This window comes from Bradyrhizobium sp. UFLA06-24, assembly GCF_054967145.1.
The window spans coordinates 1-16,219 of record NZ_JADFUE010000004.1 but is presented as its reverse complement, the minus strand read 5'-3'; the positions used below and the strand labels follow the sequence as shown (position 1 = coordinate 16,219).

Here is a 16,219-nt window from a genome sequence, read left to right as displayed (position 1 = left end):
GGCTTAGTTCCCCTTGCGGGACGCGATATAGCGTCCGACCATGTCGTCGATCTTGGCCGCGATGGCGCTGCGCTCCAGCACGACACCGCCATCGGCCCATTCGATCCGGCAGTCGCCGGTGGCAATTTCAGGCTCGGCCAGGATCACCAGCCGTCCTTCGAAGCCGCTCTGCTTGGCGAGCCGCTCGATCTTCTCGCGCGCGCTGTCGTAGAGGGCGTCGTTGATGCGAACCACGAGATGCGGCGTCGCGACCAGATGCGAGAAGCAGTCCTTGACCAGTGCCATGATCTCGCCGAGCGGCTCGGCGGCGATCAGGTCGGCGCACAGCTTGCGCGCCACTGCGATTGCGACCTCGACCGCCTCGGTCTCCATCTTCGTTTCGATGTTGCCGATGCCCGACGCGACGCCCCGGATGCCGATACTGATCTCTTCCATCGCGAGCGCAACGCGGCGGTCGCTCTCGGCCTTGGCCTCGCGCTGGCCGGCAGCAAAGCCGTCCTGATAGGCGCGCGCCTCGGCTTCCGCGACCTTCTGCGCGATCTCGGCCGCGGTCGCGGCTTTCTCGCGCGTCCGGTCCGGCGCGGCGAAGTCGGTATCGAACAAGAATTTGGCGGGAGCGCCCATCAATACACCAGCTCGTCGTCAGCGCGATTCTTGGTCAGCATGATCTCGCCCTTGGCGGCGAGGTCCTTGGCGAGATTGACCAGCAGCGCCTGGGCCTCGTCGACGTCGCGCAGGCGCACCGGCCCCATCGCCGCCATGTCGTCCTGCAGCATCTTGGCCGCGCGCGAGGACATGTTGCCGAAGAAGAAGTTGCGGACGTCCTCGTTGGCGCTCTTCAGCGCCACGCCGAGCTTGTCCTTGTCGACGTTGCGCATCAACGTCTGGGCCGAGCCGGAATCGAGCTTCACGAGGTCGTCGAAGGTGAACATCAGCGCCTTGATGCGCTCGGCCGATTCCCGATTGTCCTCTTCCAGCGAGGTGATGAAGCGGGTTTCGGTCTGGCGGTCGAAATTGTTGAAGATTTCAGCCATCACCTCGTGGGCGTCGCGGCGGCGGGTCTGCGACAGGTTCGACATGAACTCGGTGCGCAGCGTCTTCTCCACGCTCTCGATCACCTCCTTCTGCACCGCCTCCATCTTCAGCATACGGTTGACGACATCGAGCGCGAGGTCTTCGGGGAAGATGCCGAGCACGCGCGCGGCATGTTCCGGCTTCAGCTTCGACAGCACCACGGCGATGGTCTGCGGATATTCGTTCTTGAGGTAGTTGGCGAGGACCTCTTCCTGCACGTTGGAGAGCTTCTCCCACATGTTGCGGCCGGCGGGGCCGCGGATCTCGTCCATGATGCCGTTGACGCGCTCCGGTGGCAGGTACTGCTGGAGCAGGCGCTCGGTCGCGTCGAAATTGCCCATCAGCGCGCCCGAGGCCGACATGCGCGAGACGAATTCGAGCAGCATGTCCTCGACCGTGTCGACCTCGACGGTGCCGAGCGTCGACATTTCCAGGGAGAGCTGACGCACCTCGTCGTCGTCGAGCAGGCCCCAGATCTTGCCGCCATATTGCTCGCCGAGCGCCAGCATCAGGATCGCAGCGCGGCGCGGGCCGGTCAATTGCTCGGCGCCCTTGCCGTCCCTGGCGCGGTTGCCGGCGCGCTGGCCGAGCGTCGAGATCACGCTGGTGATGTCGTTCGAATTGGCGTTTTGCAGGGAAGCAGCCATGTCAGTTCACTTCTCGGTCATTTCGCGGGTTCGGCCAGCCATTGACGGATGATGGCGACGGTTTCGTTGGGATTGCGCTCGGCGAGCTCGCCGACGCGATGAACGGACTGGGCGTGGACCTGGCCCTGGATGGTGGCGACGTCGATCGCGCTGGCGGCGCCGCCCGGGATCAGCGCCTGACCGGCGGCGGCCGGCGCCGCGTCTTCGGACGCTGCGGGGCCGGAGAGCACGCCTGAGATGGCGGCGGCGACTTCGTCGGAGGCGAGGATGCGCTTCACCAGCGGGCGGATCACCATGAACATCACGACGAGGCCGAGCAGCATCATCACGCCGAGCTCGACGAAATACATGACGTCGTCCTTGGTGAACTGCAGCATGCCGAGGAAGCCGGAGGGCTCTGCGATCGGAGCGGTGGAGGGCGCGTCGGCGAAGCGCAGATTGACGACCTCGACCTGGTCGCCGCGCTTCTGGTCGAAGCCGATCGCCGAGCGCACCAGGGTGGCGATGCGGTCGAGCTGCTCCTTGGTCCGATCGGTGTAGGCGAGCTCGCCCTTGTCGTTCTTGGTGTAGATGCCGTCGACCAGCACCGCGACCGAGATGCGGTTGACCCTGCCGGCCTCGGTCACCTCGGTCTTGGTGGTGCGGGAGATCTCGTAATTGTTGGTCTCCTCGGACTTCTTGCTCTGGTCCTTTGCCGGCACGCCGCTGTTCTGCTGGTTGCCGGGGAGCTCGTTGTTGACGGTGACCTGGCCGTTGGTGTCGGCGGTGAGGCTGCTCTCTTCGCGGGTCTGGCTCGAGCGCAGCACGCGGCCCTCGGGATCGAACTTGTCCGAGGTCTGGGTGATCTTGTTGAAGTCGAAATCGGCGGAGAGCTGGACGCGGGCGCGGCCCGAACCGACCACGGAGGAGACGATGTCCTCGACCTCCTTGCGCAGCCGCTTTTCGAAGGCGATGCGCCGGTCGTCGCCGGCGGCCTGCTCCGGATCGGTCGCGGCCCCGTCGGCGAGCAACTGGCCGGCCTCATCCACGATCGAGACCCGCTGCGGCTTCAGGCCGTTGACGGCGGAAGCGACGAGATGACGGATGGCGCGGATCTGCTGGGCTTCGAGCGAGCCGCGGACCCGCACCACGATCGAGGCCGACGGCTCCGGCGCCTCGCGCGCGAACAGCGGACGCTCGGGCAGCACCAGGTGGACGCGGGCGGCCTGGATCCGGTCGATGGCGCGGATGGTGCGGGCGAGTTCGCCCTCCAGCGCGCGCAGATGATTGATGTTCTGGACGAAAGAGGTGGTGCCGAGGGCGTCCGACTTGTCGAACACTTCATAGCCGACGCCGCCACCCTTGGGCAGGCCGCCCTCGGCGAGCTTCATGCGAAGGCGGGTGACCTTGTCCTTGGGCACCATGATGATGCTGCCATCATTGCGCAGCTCGTACTGGATACCCTGGCGCTCCAGGTCTTTGATAATGCTGGAGGAATCCTCCATGCTGAGGTCGGTGAACAGCGTCGTCATCTGCGGTGTGGTGACGCGCATGATGACGAAGGCAAAGAAGCCGATGAGCGCGGCGGTGACCGCGATCATCGCCCCGAAGCGGGCGGCGCCGATACCTTTTAAAAAGTCCGCAAGACCTTGCAAGCAACCGCCCCGACAGATTCGACCCGCATTCCAAGAGCGGACGAGTGGGCAATTATTGCCTAGGTGATGGTTTCGATATGGTTAACGAAGGTTAAGAGCTGGGACAAAAGTAGCGAACATGAAAAAAATCGGCCTCGCAGGGCGAGGCCGATTTTCGTCAAAGACAGCAGATTTCCGCAGCGCTTACTGGCGATATTGCTGGATGCGGGTGGTGCGAAGACCCGCCAGACCATGCTGGTCGATGGAAAACTGCCAGGAGAGGAATTCGTCGACCGTCAGGGTATAACGGCTGCAGGCCTCCTCGAGCGAGAGAAGTCCGCCACGCACTGCGGCGACGACTTCGGCCTTGCGGCGGATGACCCAGCGTTTGGTGCCGGGTGCGGGCAGATCTGCAATCGTCAGCGGACTGCCGTCCGGCCCGATGACGTATTTTACCCTCGGGCGATGGGGTTCTGTCATGGCGTACTCACAAACTCTCAACCACTGAACTCACGCCGTAACCCTACGCGTGCCGGCTTAAAAATCCGCTAAGCCTAAGGCTTCAATACAATTCTCGTTGAATCCGGCTGGAACGACGCCGGCCCGGCGGGCTGAAGCGAGGATTCAGCCGGCCGAGCGGGGTCTTCGTAAATACTTTACTAACGAACGAGGGGGCGGGCGTTGAGGCGCTGCCAAGGCGCCTCCTGTCATCCCGGGGCGCGCGCAGCGCGAGCCCGGGATCCATAACCCCAGGGAGGGGTTTGATGAACACTCGGAGTTCTCAGTCTCGCGCTACAACCGCTCCCTGCGGTTGTGGATCCCGGCCTTCGCCGGGATGACACGATGAGTGGCGAAGCAGCGTGGCCCTCATTTAGTTGCTGCTGGTCGCGATGATGCTCTTCACCTGGCTCAGCGTGTAGCTGTTGCCGTCGATCGAGAGCAGCGGCGGCGACTGGGTCAGGTCGACGGAGCTCACCACGCCCTGCACCTGCGCGGCGATGCCGACATTGTTGTTGGCGACATCCTTGCCGGTCGCGGTGATCGTGTACTTGCCGTCGGGCCATTGCGTGCCGTCGTTGCCCTGGCCGTTCCAGGTGAAGGGAACATCCGAGGCGGCGCCGGCCGTGTATTTTCCGGTAAACACGGTCTGGCCGCTGGAATTCGCGATCGAAATATCGACGGTCGCATCGGTCGGCACATTGAGATGCCAGGTGGCCGACGAGCTCTTCATCGTCGCCGTGGTGCCGTCGACCACCGCGGTCTTGCCGACGAAGCCCAGCGCCTGGGTCGCCTGCGTGGTCTGCTGCAGGGTGACGAGCTGCGACAGCGAGTCATTGGTCTTGAGCTGCTGCTCGACGCCGGCGAACTGCACCAGCTGCTGGGTGAACTGGTTGGTGTCGAGCGGATCGAGCGGGTTCTGGTTCTGCAGCTGCGTGGTCAGCAGCGTCAAAAAGGTCTGGAAGTTGCCGGCGAGCGTCGCGCCCGTGGTCGAGCTCAGGCTCGAATTCGAGGAGGACTTTGGCACATCGGTGGTGCCTGATACGACTGACGGCGCGGTGGCGGCATTCGTGGTGGTCATGGCGAATACTCCTCACACTCTGATATCGACGCCGCTGCTCGATCCGAGCATGCGGCCATAGCTGCGGCTGGCGGGGGCTGTGGTTGCAGAATCGTCCTCGCTGATGATCAGCCGGCGGGCATTGCCGGAATTGTCGTTGTTCTGGCCGGTGTTCTGTCCCGACGAATTCTGGTCGCGCAGGCTGAAGGAGAGCCCGTTGCTGCCGGTCTTGAGGCCGGCATCGTCGAGCGCGCGTTGCAATTGCGGGGCATCCTGCCGCAGCAGCTGCAGCGTCTCCGGCTTCTCGACGGTGACATGCGAGGTGACCTGGCCGTTGCGGTCGACATTGATGCGCACGTCGATGCGGCCGAGATCGACCGGATCGAGGCTGATGTCGAAGCGGGTCTTGCCGGCGCGGGCGGCAGCCGCGATCTCGACCGGGATGCCGCTGATCGGCACCGCCGCCGAATTCGCAGCAGTTGCGGTCAGCGTCGCGGTGGAGGCGGTGGCCACCGAGGTCGTGGTGGTCAGCGGCGCCTGCACGGCGTTGGCGGCTTGCGTGCTGGTGTCGGTGGCGCTGGCTGCGACAGCGGCCTGCGTATCGGCATGGGCGTGTGGGGTAGGTGCCGCCGGGATTGCGTCGGCGGTGCGACTGGCGGCATCAGCCCTCGCATCGGTGGCGGCGCTATCGGCCTGCGGCTTTGCGGCTTGCGGATGCACGGCGGTGGTCGCGGTCGCGGCGTTTTGTGCGGAGGTCGCCGCCTGAGCCGTCTTGCCGGCGTCCTGGCCGATGTTGGAGACGTCGCTCTGGCCTTGCGCCGTCGCGGCGGCCTTGAACGAGACCTTCGGCGTGCCCTGGTCGGCCGCGGTGACTTGCGCGGCTTTCGCCGTGACGTCGGTTGCGGTGGCGTCGGTGCCCGCAACGGTCGCCTCGGCAGGCGAGCCCTTTGCGTCGGTGGTCTTGTCGCCGGTCTTGGCGTCGCCGCTCTTGGCCGCCTTGCCGGTGGCATCCGTTTTCGTGCCTGCGATCTGCGCCGCTGTCGAAGCGCTGGCGGCAATGCCGGCCGCGGCGATCGTCAGCGGCGAGGAACCGGTGCCCGCAGCCTGGTTGGCGGCGGCATTCGGGTCGGCGGGTACAACGGGCGTGGCGACCGGGACGGCGGTCGGATCGGCCGCAGCCGCCGGCGTCGCGGCGGCTTGCGCGGCGGCGGAGGCGTCCACCGCGGCAGCGAGGCCGTCGGTGCTGTTCGTCTTGTCGCTCTTGGTGCTGTCCGGCTTGTCGCCCGACTTCGACGCGGAGGCGTCCGCCTTGTCCTTATCCTTGGATTTGCCGGGGGGCTTGGTCGGATCGGCCTGGGTATCGCTGGCAGCCGGCGTTGCGGAATCCGGAGCGTCGCTCGCCTTGCTCTGCGGGCCCTGATCGGTCGCGGAGCTGTCGCGCGCGCTCTTGTCCGACGAGGAGGACGTCGAGGAGGAATCAGTCCGCCGCGGTGCCGGATCCTGGTTCGGTGACGGTGCGCTGTTGCTGATAGCTTGGGTGTTGCTGTCGACCAGCGCGCCAAAAGAGTCGCCCGGCGCGGTGTCCTTGCTGGTCTGGGAACGGGCAGGCTTTTGCTGCGCGCTCGAGACTTGCGCGCTTGCCGCTACGTCTGACGTGACACCGACCACAGGCGACCCCTTGAAAACATCTTCGGATCAGGAGGTGAGCAAGGAGCGGGCCAGTCCCTCGAAAAGCCATTTTCGGTAGCAAAATCAATGAATTGATAAATCGATGGCTCTCCCGTCAGCCGCCTTGCGGCCCCGTCATTTCTGCCGCCCCGGCAAGAATTGCCCGAAACCCGGGGGCACGCGTGATTGCTTCAGTGGAATGCCCCCTATATTAAAGGCTGCTCTCAGCCGCTTTCGACCGGGCAAGCCAGTGCCTTTCGGGAACTCGAGTTCCCGGGGCGCTCTAGCGGCCCGGCCCAAGGCATCAGCAATCGCGGCAAACGCCGCCGTCACGTCAGCTTAGGCCCATGCTCAACAGTCTGGATCTCGAAGGCCGTCCTGAGGACACTAGGGTCGTCGTTGCCATGTCGGGCGGCGTCGATTCCTCGACGACGGCTGCGCTGCTCAAGGCCGAGGGCTACGACGTCGTCGGCATCACGCTGCAGCTCTACGACCATGGCGCGGCGACCCACCGCAAGGGCGCCTGCTGCGCCGGCCAGGACATCCACGACGCCCGCGATGTCGCCGCCAAGCTCGGCATTCCCCATTACGTGCTCGACTACGAGGACCGCTTTCGCGAGTCCGTCATCGACAACTTCGCCGATTCTTACGCGCTCGGCGAAACTCCGGTGCCCTGCATCGAGTGCAATCGCTCGGTCAAATTCCGCGACCTCTTGAAGACCGCGCGCGAGCTCGGGGCGCAGGCGCTCGCCACCGGCCATTACGTCGCCTCGCGACGCCGCGATGACGGCTCGCGCGCGCTGGTCTGCGCCGCCGATGCCGACCGCGACCAGAGCTACTTCCTGTTTGCGACCACGCAAGAGCAGCTCGACTTCCTGCGCTTTCCGCTCGGCGACATGACCAAGCCCGAGACGCGCGAGCTCGCGCGCCGCTTCGGTCTGTCGGTCGCCGACAAGCACGACAGCCAGGACATCTGCTTCGTGCCGACGGGGCGCTACACCGACATCATCACCCGCCTGCGGCCCAATGCGATGGATCCCGGTGACATCGTTGATCTCGACGGCCGCGTTCTCGGCCAGCATCACGGCATCGCCAATTTCACGGTCGGCCAGCGCCGCGGCCTCGGCATCGCAGCTCACGCACCGCTGTTCGTGGTGCGGCTGGATGCGACCAACCGCCGCGTCGTGGTCGGCCCGCGCGATGCGCTGAAGATGCACCGCATCGCCCTGCGCGATGTCAACTGGATCGGCGGCGGCGACATCGACCGCGCCATCGGCGACGGCCTCGAGCTGTTCGTGCGCGTGCGCTCGACCCGCAGTCCCCAGCCGGCCTGGCTGCGCGGCGCCGATGGTCACTACGAGGTCGAGCTCGTCGGCGGCGAAGAGGGCGTTTCGCCCGGCCAGGCCTGCGTCTTCTACGACGCGCCATCGGGACAGGCGCGCGTGCTCGGCGGCGGCTTCATCCAGAGCGCCGCGGCGAAGGTTTCAGCCGGGACATCGCGCCCGCTGGCGGAAGCCGTGCGCGGCTAGCGCAATGCGATTGAGTCCGACTGCAGCCACCGAAAAGGTGCGCCCCCTCTCCCGCTTGCGGGGGAGGGTTGGGGAGGGGGCTCTCTCCACACGCGATATGTCGCGAGCGGGGCTGGCTTCGATCTCATCACTTATCAATTCTCGTTTCGTGTAAGGCAGGGGGCATGGCAGCAGATATCTCGCGGGCCGGGGTCGAGAAGGCCTATGGCCGCTGGGCGCCGGTCTATGATCTCGTGTTCGGCAAGGTGTTCGACGCCGGAAGGCAATCGACCATCGCGGAGGCCGATCGCATCGGCGGCCGCATCCTCGATGTTGGCGTCGGCACCGGCCTGTCGCTGTCAGATTATGCGCGCACCACGAAGATCTGCGGCGTCGACATTTCCGAGCCGATGCTGCGCAAGGCGCAACAACGCGTGCGGGCCCTTCGCCTCTCCAATGTCGAAGTGCTCTCGGTGATGGACGCGAAGAACCTCGCCTTTCCGGAAAACTTCTTCGATGCGGTGGTCGCGCAATATGTCATCACCGCCGTGCCCGATCCCGAAGGCACGCTCGACGAGTTCGTGCGCGTGCTGAGGCCCGGCGGCGAGCTGATCCTGGTCAACCACATCGGTGCCGAAAGTGGTCCGCGAAAGCTGTTCGAGCTCGCCTTCGCCCCCATCGCCCGCCGCCTCGGCTGGCGCCCGGAATTCCCGTGGGAGCGCCTCGTCAAATGGGCCGCCAAACACGGCGGGGTTACCCTCACCGAGCGCCGTCCCATGCCGCCGATGGGCCATTTTTCGCTGATCCGCTACCACAAATCGTAAGCGCAAGCGGCAAAGCCCTCACCACCCGTCATTGCTTCGCTGCGCCCGCAATGACGAGGGGGATAGCTCAGGGGACTCCACCCCGATCACATCGCACTCCCCCCGGGAACATCGCCCGCGCCCTGCGCGTTTCCCTGCCATGCGCACGACATCGAACATCATCCTGGCCGGCCTCCTGATCGCAGCCTCTGCGCCCGCGATCGCGCAGGCCCCGCCCGCCCCGGCGACGCCGCCGCAAGCGACCGCGCCGCCATCCCCGCAACACGCCGCAGCCGATTGCGCCCCCCAGGATCGCCCGAACCGCGCCACCACGCCCGATGGCACCACGACAGGGCAATCGAGGGAACCGCTCGGCGACAAACTGGCGAAATCCGACGGCGTGCTCTGCCCGCCGGCAGGCGTCGACCCCGAGATGCACGCCCCGGCGCCGAGCACCGACGGCAAGATGCCCGTCATCCCGCCCCCCGGCAGCCCCGGCGGCGACCCCACGGTCAAGCCGAAATAGGGTGAGTTTTCCGGCCGCCTGTCGCGCCGAAGTCTTGGCGAAGGCGGAGGGAGAGGCCGGAATCCCCGCAAAGCGCGGATTGCGGGTGAGGGGGACTCTCCACGAGTCGGGTGCTTAAAGCTCGGATTCCACAGCCAAATCAGCCGCGTCAGATCGTAAGCGACCTTAGCTTGACTTCCCACCGCCCCCTTCCTTATATGCCGCGCGTTCGCGAGATCGGCCTTATTCGCCGCCGCGATCCCTGTGGCGGGGTAGCTCAGCTGGTTAGAGCACGGGAATCATAATCCTGGGGTCGGGGGTTCGAGTCCCTCCCCCGCTACCAATCATCCGATGTTCAGCCCGGACACATAGGTAACGAAACGTACCTGACACATAGGTGACGACCTCGCACCGGTGTGCGGTCGACGCAAGCGCGCTGTAATCGCTGAGCGCTTGCGAAACCGATCACACCTGTCGTCAGTCGGAACTTCGAAGGGTTTAGCTGCGCTCTCCCCATTTTATGTTAGAGCAATTCAATCAAAGTATGTGATCGTCTTTTTCACGACGATTGGCTTTCCCTCGTCAAACAGAATTTTCGGAGATTCGTCCCCGGATCTCAACAACCAAAGCGCTTTGCTCAAAGACACTACATAGCTGTCCGGGGTGACGACCCTTTGTTGCAGGCAGACGAGCAATGAGTCACTCACTGTGAGTCGAAAGATATTCGGGAACACGATACCTTGTTCTCCGAGCGGCTTGCCCGAGAAACCGAAGGCATATTTGAGGTCCCGGATGTCGGTAATCTCGCCAGGCTTTATTACCATCGATGAAAAATCAAACCGCGGGTAAATCTTCGTATCTTGCTCGCCTTCGTCGCAACTCGCGTCTGTCGGAGTCCTGACGTCGTCGTACTTCAGGGCAACCAAGCCAAGATTGCTGGTGCGAGCCTGCCGATTTCCTGAGTTGATGTAAGTGAGTCCGATTGGCTGTGCAAATCCAATCCGGTCGATTGCCCTCGTTATAAGGGGTGCAGGAGAGGTGATCAGTACGCGCAAATCGTCAGTTTGTCGTAGCTTTGCCCAAAATCCAAAAGCCGAAATACCGAAACCAAACACCGTGATCAAAAATGTTACGACGCTGGCTAGGACGGCTCCCGACGATCGATTTTCATGAGTTGTCGAGCTTTGCGATTGACGGGTCTTTAGTAAGGCACGCATCTGCCTGCGATGCATCTCGGCATCTCCAACCTATATGTACATTGCTAAAGTTCGATTGCAATTTATGCGAGTGTTCGGCAGATCAGTCAATCTCGTTAGAGGAGTGCTCTTTTGGCGAATGGTCGACGCGACCGCTTCCTGTTTCGCCTCCGTCAACCTCTCCCCATAAAAATATTCCACTTTGCCGAAATTCGGAAATAGCGTATGTGTCGCCCATCCCGGCTCATCCTTGAGGGGCGGTCTCGAGTCGTCTTGATTGCGAGCCGGGGATGCGGTGGACGCGGCAGCGTCGGCGCGAGAGGTGCGGGCAGGGCGGGTAGTCCCTGTGAGCCCGTCACCGCGCGCAGACGAACGGCGCTGTCAGGTTCGTCTCGCCAGCATGCTTCCGGCAACGTCGACGAAGCCGGGTGATCATGCGGCGAACAAGCGAGCCGTGCGTATGGCAAAACCGTGTGGTCCTGGCTGTCGTTGCTACGGTCAAGCCTGTCGCGGAGGTGTGGAGCGTCCAACCGGATCAACCACATCGTCAATTCGCGGGGCGAGGGAGGCCAGAGGGAAATCGGCTCCCGGGAGAGCACGGCATAAGCCGTCAAACCATCGCGCAGGGAAGGCCGAGTGTTCGGCGCCACCTGTATGCTGCTGTGCGGTCTTCTTGCGCTACATTTTCGCGCAGCGGACCGCGGGTGCGAGGTCGGCACCCGGTCTTCCCTGCGCCCTCTTGGTTCGAGAGGGTAGAACGGAAAGCAAGAGCTCGGGCAGATAGTGCCGCGAGGGCGCACACGCGCGTCGCTTCTATTCCACCCGCTCCATGGATTCGCGCCCCGGCTGCCACGGCCAGCGACCCTCGATCTCCAGCGTCAGCGTCCAGCTCAGGAAAGTGCGAACCACGACGAGGCCGGCAAGCAGGCCGAGGCTCACGAAGGTCAGCTCGATCGCGATCGTCTTCACGATGTCGGCGGCCACCAGCACCTCGAGGCCGAGCAACAGCGATCGTCCAATGCTGATCTTGTAACTGTCGTATCGGGACGCGACGTCTCGGCCGAACAGGTACCGCGCGGACCAGATGATCCCGATGACGATGATGAACACGCCGAAGATTTCGATCCCGATGCCGACGAGGTGAATCCACTGGCTGGTGGCGGTCTCGAAGGAGGGAGAAGGATCGGCGGCGGAATTCATGTTCAGAGGCTGCGTTGCGGCATGGCGTCTCGAAGGCCGAGGGGCCGTCCAATGAGCGCGCATTGATCCACGCGCACGGTACGCATCATTGATCAAGATCAACGAACCGCTCGCAGGCGCGAAGATGCTGCCGTCGTCGACCGATCGGAAGCCGTGGATGGGAAAGGAAGTGGCATGCAGCTCTGGCTGATCCCCACGCTCTACGCGATTGCGAGCGTCGCGGCCGGCTTCCTGGTGCCGCGCCTGGAATCGACGTTCCTGGCCGTCAGCCTCAACCTGTCGACGTCCTCCGCCCAGGCTTACCTGTCGGCGGTCGCCTCCGGCATGATGGCGCTGACCGGCATCGTGTTCTCGATCGCCTTCGTGCTCGTCCAGTTCAATGCCGTGGTCTATTCGCCCCGCCTCGTCGTCTGGTTCGCGCGAGACCGACTGTTGTTTCATTCGCTCGGCATGTTCGTAGCGACTTTCATGTACAGTCTCTCCACGCTCGCCTGGGTCGATCGCCAGGGGACCGAAGGCGTGCCTCTGCTGTCCGCGGCGATCGTGGCCGCCATGCTGGTGGCCAGCGTGCTGATGCTTGCGCAGCTCGTGCAGCGTTTGAACAATCTCCAGATCATCAGGGTGCTGCAGGCGCTCGGCGATACCGGCCGGCAAGTCATCGCCAGCACGTATCAGTCCACCCCGTGGCGGAGATCGGGCAAGGCTGCCCCAGCCCAGCAGCAGGCCTATCCGGCGGAGGTGACCGTCAGGCACGTCGGCAATCCGCAGTCGGTAGCTTCGATCGATATCGGCAGGCTGGTCGACCACGCGCGCCGGCTGGACGTCGTCATCGTGCTGGAGTGCGGTGTCGGCGACACGCTGCTCGAAGACAGTGTCGTGCTCCGCGCTCGGGGCGGGACGTATCCGGCAGCCGAGAAGGAGCTGAACGCATGCGTTCATCTCGACGAGCAACGCACCTTCGAGCAGGACCCGAAATATGCGATGCGGCTGCTCGTCGATGTCGCCATCAAGGCGCTGTCCCCGGCTATCAACGATCCGACCACCGCCGTGCAGGCCATCGATCAGATCGAGGACCTGCTGCGGCGGCTGGCGAAATGCGATCTGGAGGCCTGTTGGGCGTTCGACGACGAGGGTGTTCCAAGGGTGCTCTATCGGATGCCGACCTGGGAGGATTATCTCGCGCTGGCCTTCGATGAAATCCGGCAGTTCGGATCGACCTCCATCCAGGTGATGCGCCGCCTGCGCGCCGCGCTCGCTGAGCTCGCCGAATGTGGCGATGAGCGGCGCGCGAAACAGGTTCGCGACTATCTGGGTCATCTCGACGCCGGGATCGAGCGGTCCAGCTTCGATTCCGAGGATCGCGCCGCAGCCCGCGTCGAGGACCGCCAGGGGCTCGGCTTGTCGCACCCTCACGAGGTGCAATCGGCAAATTTTGCGGGCTCCGGCGAGAAAGGACGGGCAGTCTCGTGATCGTGCAGGCGACCGGATTGACACGCGCCAGACTGCGAGCCCCGCGCGTGGCGGCGGTGGCGGGAATCCTGTTTTCGGTGCTGCTGCTCGCGGTGTTCTGGTTGATGCGGCGCTCCGTCCCGGCCGATCCGCTCGAGCCGGGCGCTTGGCTTCACGGCGGCACCGGCAATGTCGCCTTGGCGTTAAACCTCGTGCCCTTCGCGGGCGTGGCATTCCTGTGGTTCGTCGGCTTTCTGCGCGACCGGCTGGGCACGCGCGAGGACCAGTTCTTCGCAACGATCTTCTTCGGCAGCGCGGTGCTGCTGCTCGCGATGTTGTTTGCCGCCGCCGCCGTCATCGGCGCCGTCATTCTGGCCTTCCACGCTGCGCCGAACGTGCTGATCAATTCCGCGACATTTCATTTCGGCCGGGGCCTGGCCTACGGAATGGTCAACATCTATCTCGTCAAGACCGCCTCCGTATTCATGATGACGACGTCGACGATCGCGCTCTATACGGGACTGACGCCACGCTGGCTCGCCTATGGCGGCTATGCAGTTGCCGCCATCCTCCTGATCGGAAGCTACTACATCGACTGGAGCCTCGTCGTCTTCCCGTTCTGGGTGCTCCTGGTGAGCATCAACATCTGGCTCAAGAAGGACGAGCGCGAGGTGCGCTCGTGAGGACGCTCCGCCAGCTTCTTACGGGAGAGGAGTTGATACGGCTGGTGATCCGTATCGGATTGCTCGCTCTGCTGATCATCTGGGCGCTTGTCCTGATCCGCCCGTTCGGGACGATTCTCGTCTGGGCGTTCGTGCTGGCCGTCGCGTTCAACCCCGTCTTCGTCAGGCTGGCAAAGATTCTCGGAGGACGGCCGAAGCTCGCAGCGGGCCTTCTCACCGTGGTCAATCTTCTCGTTCTTATCGGGCCGGCGGCGTGGCTCGGTATCGGCGCGGTGGAGGGACTCAGGGATTTTGCCGGGCAATTGACGGCCGGCGAGCTCAAGATTCCGTCTGCACCGGAGGCGATCAAGAGCTGGCCGCTCATCGGACCACAGCTCCATGAGCTCTGGGACCAGGCCTCGTCGAACATTCGCTCGGCTCTGCGCACGGTCGCTCCCTACCTGAAGCCGTTTGCCGGAACGCTCCTCGGGCTCGTCGGCGACGCCGGCGTCGGCGCCGTCAAGTTTCTGCTGTCGGTGGCAGTGGCCGGATTCATCCTGCCGTATGGCCAACTGTTCGTGGCGGCGGGACGGGGATTTCTGTCGCGGATCGTGCCCGAACAGAGCGAGCACTTTCTGGATCTCGCGGGGGCGACGATCCGCGCGGTATCCCAAGGTGTGATCGGTATCGCGGTCATCCAGGCCCTGCTTGCGGGGATCGGCTTCAACCTAGCGGGCATTCCGATTGCCGGCCTGCTCGCATTCGTTGTGCTGCTGCTCTCCATCGTGCAGATCGGCGCGGCAATCGTCATGCTGCCCGTGATCATCTGGATCTGGACTGACAAGGACGTCACCACGGCAGTTCTGCTGACGCTGTTTCTCGTGATCGTCGGTCTGCTCGACAACGTCTTGAAGCCGCTGCTGATGGGCCGTGGGCTTACGACGCCGACCCTGGTGATCCTGCTCGGGGTGATCGGCGGGACCCTCGCGCACGGCATCGTCGGCCTCTTTATAGGGCCCATCGTTTTGTCGCTGCTCTGGGAATTGTCGGTGGCGTGGATCGCCATCGACCGTTCTGCCTCCGCTCGCAGTTCGGCCGACCGTTGACCTAGGTCAACGTATCTCCCCGCGCGCGGGCTCTCTATGAAGGGGCGGACAGAAGAGGTCGGAACATGTCGATGGAAACTCCAAATCTCCCAGGTGGTCCCATGTCCGGGCTCGTCGCTTCGGCGGTGGAGTATCTAGTGGACGCAGGACAGCGAAGCGTGCTGTTTCTGGACATCATGCGCCGACGGGGGGACCAATATCGCGAGCACGTCGCGCAGACCGCACCCCACGTCCTGCAATATGCCGCCGAACTGATCATCGACGGCCGCAAGCTCGACGAGCCGGTCAATTATGCGCTTGTCCGCATCATTCCCCCCAAGGGCGTCGAGATCGATCCCGAGCGGCGGCCGTTCATCGTGGTCGATCCACGCGCTGGACATGGCCCGGGCATTGGCGGCTTCAAGGCCGATAGCGAGATCGGCGTTGCGATGAAGGCGGGTCATCCCTGCTATTTTGTCGGTTTCCTGCCCGAGCCAATGCCGGGGCAGACCATCGAGCGCATCGCCCGCGCCGAGGCGCTGTTCATCGAGAAGGTCATCAGCCTGCATCCCAAGGCCGACGGCAAGCCATGCGTGATCGGCAACTGCCAGGCCGGCTGGGCCGTGATGATCCTTGCGTCGCTGCGGCCGGAGTTGTTCGGGCCGATCATCGTCGCCGGCGCGCCGCTCGCCTATTGGGCGGGCGTGCATGGCAAATATCCGATGCGCTATTCGGGCGGACTGCTGGGGGGAAGCTGGCTGACCGCGCTCGCCAGCGATCTTGGCGCCGGCAAGTTCGACGGCGCCTGGCTGGTGCAGAACTTCGAGAACCAGAATCCGTCGAACACGCTGTGGACCAAGCAGTACAACGTCTATTCCAAGGTCGACACCGAAGCGGATCGTTATCTCGAATTCGAGCGCTGGTGGGGCGGCCACGTCAATCTGAACGCCGAGGAGATCCAGTTCATCGTCGATGAACTGTTCATCGGCAACAACCTGGCCGCCGGCAAGATCGAGATGTCCGACGGCCAGAAGGTCGATTTGCGAAACATTCGATCGCCCATTCTGGTGTTCTGTTCCGAGGGCGACAACGTCACGCCCCCACAGCAGGCGTTGGACTGGATTCTGGATTGCTACGCGGATGTCGACGAGATCAGGGCTTACGGGCAGACCATCGTCTATACCGTCCACCAGAGCGTCGGGCATCTCGGCATCTTCGTCTCGGGCGGCGTCGCCAAGAAGGAGCATGCGG

Annotated in this window: 15 protein-coding genes and 1 tRNA gene; 8 read left to right on the top strand and 8 right to left on the bottom strand. The window is 64.1% G+C overall.

Going from position 1 to position 16,219, the window contains the following annotated elements; all coding sequences use genetic code 11:
- Positions 1 to 3 precede the first annotated feature (3 nt).
- From IF809_RS05255 to IF809_RS05230, 6 genes are all read right to left on the bottom strand, one after another.
- The gene (locus tag IF809_RS05255) at positions 4 to 624 is read right to left on the bottom strand and encodes a FliH/SctL family protein (protein ID WP_462837020.1); all 621 of its coding nucleotides are present in this window, start codon (positions 622 to 624) and stop codon (positions 4 to 6) included.
- Positions 624 to 1,721, bottom strand: coding sequence for a flagellar motor switch protein FliG (gene fliG, locus IF809_RS05250; RefSeq protein ID WP_128964318.1), 1,098 nt, complete (start codon positions 1,719 to 1,721; stop codon positions 624 to 626). The genes IF809_RS05255 and fliG overlap by 1 nt, the downstream gene beginning before the upstream one ends.
- A gap of 17 nt (positions 1,722 to 1,738) precedes the next feature.
- Positions 1,739 to 3,355, bottom strand: coding sequence for a flagellar basal-body MS-ring/collar protein FliF (gene fliF, locus IF809_RS05245; protein WP_128964319.1), 1,617 nt, complete (start codon positions 3,353 to 3,355; stop codon positions 1,739 to 1,741).
- Between the two features lie 183 nt (positions 3,356 to 3,538).
- Positions 3,539 to 3,814: a CtrA inhibitor SciP gene (gene sciP / locus IF809_RS05240; protein ID WP_002714638.1), complete on the bottom strand. Its 276-nt coding sequence runs from the start codon at positions 3,812 to 3,814 to the stop codon at positions 3,539 to 3,541.
- A gap of 391 nt (positions 3,815 to 4,205) precedes the next feature.
- Positions 4,206 to 4,913: a flagellar hook assembly protein FlgD gene (locus IF809_RS05235; protein ID WP_128964320.1), complete on the bottom strand. Its 708-nt coding sequence runs from the start codon at positions 4,911 to 4,913 to the stop codon at positions 4,206 to 4,208.
- A gap of 12 nt (positions 4,914 to 4,925) precedes the next feature.
- Positions 4,926 to 6,560 carry a flagellar hook-length control protein FliK gene (locus IF809_RS05230; protein WP_462837019.1) on the bottom strand — a complete coding sequence of 545 codons (1,635 nt, stop codon included), beginning with the start codon at positions 6,558 to 6,560 and terminating at the stop codon, positions 4,926 to 4,928.
- Positions 6,561 to 6,907: 347 nt separating this feature from the next.
- On the opposite strand from IF809_RS05230, the gene mnmA reads away from it, so the two are divergent.
- The 4 genes from mnmA (at position 6,908) to IF809_RS05210 (ending at position 9,719) form a co-directional block, all read left to right on the top strand.
- Positions 6,908 to 8,089, top strand: coding sequence for a tRNA 2-thiouridine(34) synthase MnmA (gene mnmA, locus IF809_RS05225; protein WP_453982109.1), 1,182 nt, complete (start codon positions 6,908 to 6,910; stop codon positions 8,087 to 8,089).
- A gap of 164 nt (positions 8,090 to 8,253) precedes the next feature.
- Positions 8,254 to 8,892, top strand: coding sequence for a class I SAM-dependent methyltransferase (locus IF809_RS05220; protein ID WP_453982110.1), 639 nt, complete (start codon positions 8,254 to 8,256; stop codon positions 8,890 to 8,892).
- Positions 8,893 to 9,031: 139 nt separating this feature from the next.
- Positions 9,032 to 9,397: a hypothetical protein gene (locus IF809_RS05215; RefSeq protein WP_462837018.1), complete on the top strand. Its 366-nt coding sequence runs from the start codon at positions 9,032 to 9,034 to the stop codon at positions 9,395 to 9,397.
- 245 nt (positions 9,398 to 9,642) lie between these two features.
- Positions 9,643 to 9,719, top strand: a tRNA-Met gene (locus IF809_RS05210).
- A 190-nt stretch (positions 9,720 to 9,909) separates the two neighbouring features.
- Here IF809_RS05210 and IF809_RS05205 read toward each other — a convergent pair.
- Together IF809_RS05205 and IF809_RS05200 are read right to left on the bottom strand one after the other, a co-directional pair.
- On the bottom strand, positions 9,910 to 10,608 hold the full coding sequence (locus IF809_RS05205) for a hypothetical protein (protein WP_462837017.1): 699 nt from the start codon (positions 10,606 to 10,608) through the stop codon (positions 9,910 to 9,912).
- A 777-nt stretch (positions 10,609 to 11,385) separates the two neighbouring features.
- Positions 11,386 to 11,772, bottom strand: coding sequence for a DUF1622 domain-containing protein (locus tag IF809_RS05200; protein WP_164938469.1), 387 nt, complete (start codon positions 11,770 to 11,772; stop codon positions 11,386 to 11,388).
- A gap of 174 nt (positions 11,773 to 11,946) precedes the next feature.
- Here IF809_RS05200 and IF809_RS05195 point away from each other — a divergent pair, with 174 nt between their 5' ends.
- From IF809_RS05195 to IF809_RS05180, 4 genes are all read left to right on the top strand, one after another.
- Positions 11,947 to 13,242, top strand: coding sequence for a DUF2254 domain-containing protein (locus IF809_RS05195; protein WP_453982114.1), 1,296 nt, complete (start codon positions 11,947 to 11,949; stop codon positions 13,240 to 13,242).
- A gap of 17 nt (positions 13,243 to 13,259) precedes the next feature.
- Complete coding sequence (locus IF809_RS05190; RefSeq protein WP_244659243.1) at positions 13,260 to 13,904, top strand: hypothetical protein; 645 nt, start codon at positions 13,260 to 13,262, stop codon at positions 13,902 to 13,904.
- Positions 13,901 to 14,989 (top strand): AI-2E family transporter, encoded by a 1,089-nt coding sequence (locus IF809_RS05185; protein ID WP_453995442.1) that lies wholly within the window; start codon positions 13,901 to 13,903, stop codon positions 14,987 to 14,989. The genes IF809_RS05190 and IF809_RS05185 overlap by 4 nt, the downstream gene beginning before the upstream one ends.
- 65 nt (positions 14,990 to 15,054) lie before the next feature.
- Positions 15,055 to 16,219 (top strand): DUF3141 domain-containing protein (locus IF809_RS05180; protein WP_462837016.1); only part of this gene is annotated, 1,165 nt, incomplete at its 3' end.

Excerpts from the sequence above, each read along its gene's own strand:
- IF809_RS05215 (WP_462837018.1), top strand. The coding sequence starts at position 9,032 with ATGCGCACGACATCGAACATCATCCTGGCCGGCCTCCTGATCGCAGCC.
- IF809_RS05200 (WP_164938469.1), bottom strand. The coding sequence starts at position 11,772 with ATGAATTCCGCCGCCGATCCTTCTCCCTCCTTCGAGACCGCCACCAGC.
- IF809_RS05195 (WP_453982114.1), top strand. The coding sequence starts at position 11,947 with ATGCAGCTCTGGCTGATCCCCACGCTCTACGCGATTGCGAGCGTCGCG.
- fliG (WP_128964318.1), bottom strand. The coding sequence starts at position 1,721 with ATGGCTGCTTCCCTGCAAAACGCCAATTCGAACGACATCACCAGCGTG.
- mnmA (WP_453982109.1), top strand. The coding sequence starts at position 6,908 with ATGCTCAACAGTCTGGATCTCGAAGGCCGTCCTGAGGACACTAGGGTC.
- sciP (WP_002714638.1), bottom strand. The coding sequence starts at position 3,814 with ATGACAGAACCCCATCGCCCGAGGGTAAAATACGTCATCGGGCCGGAC.
- IF809_RS05220 (WP_453982110.1), top strand. The coding sequence starts at position 8,254 with ATGGCAGCAGATATCTCGCGGGCCGGGGTCGAGAAGGCCTATGGCCGC.
- IF809_RS05235 (WP_128964320.1), bottom strand. The coding sequence starts at position 4,913 with ATGACCACCACGAATGCCGCCACCGCGCCGTCAGTCGTATCAGGCACC.
- IF809_RS05255 (WP_462837020.1), bottom strand. The coding sequence starts at position 624 with ATGGGCGCTCCCGCCAAATTCTTGTTCGATACCGACTTCGCCGCGCCG.
- IF809_RS05205 (WP_462837017.1), bottom strand. The coding sequence starts at position 10,608 with ATGCATCGCAGGCAGATGCGTGCCTTACTAAAGACCCGTCAATCGCAA.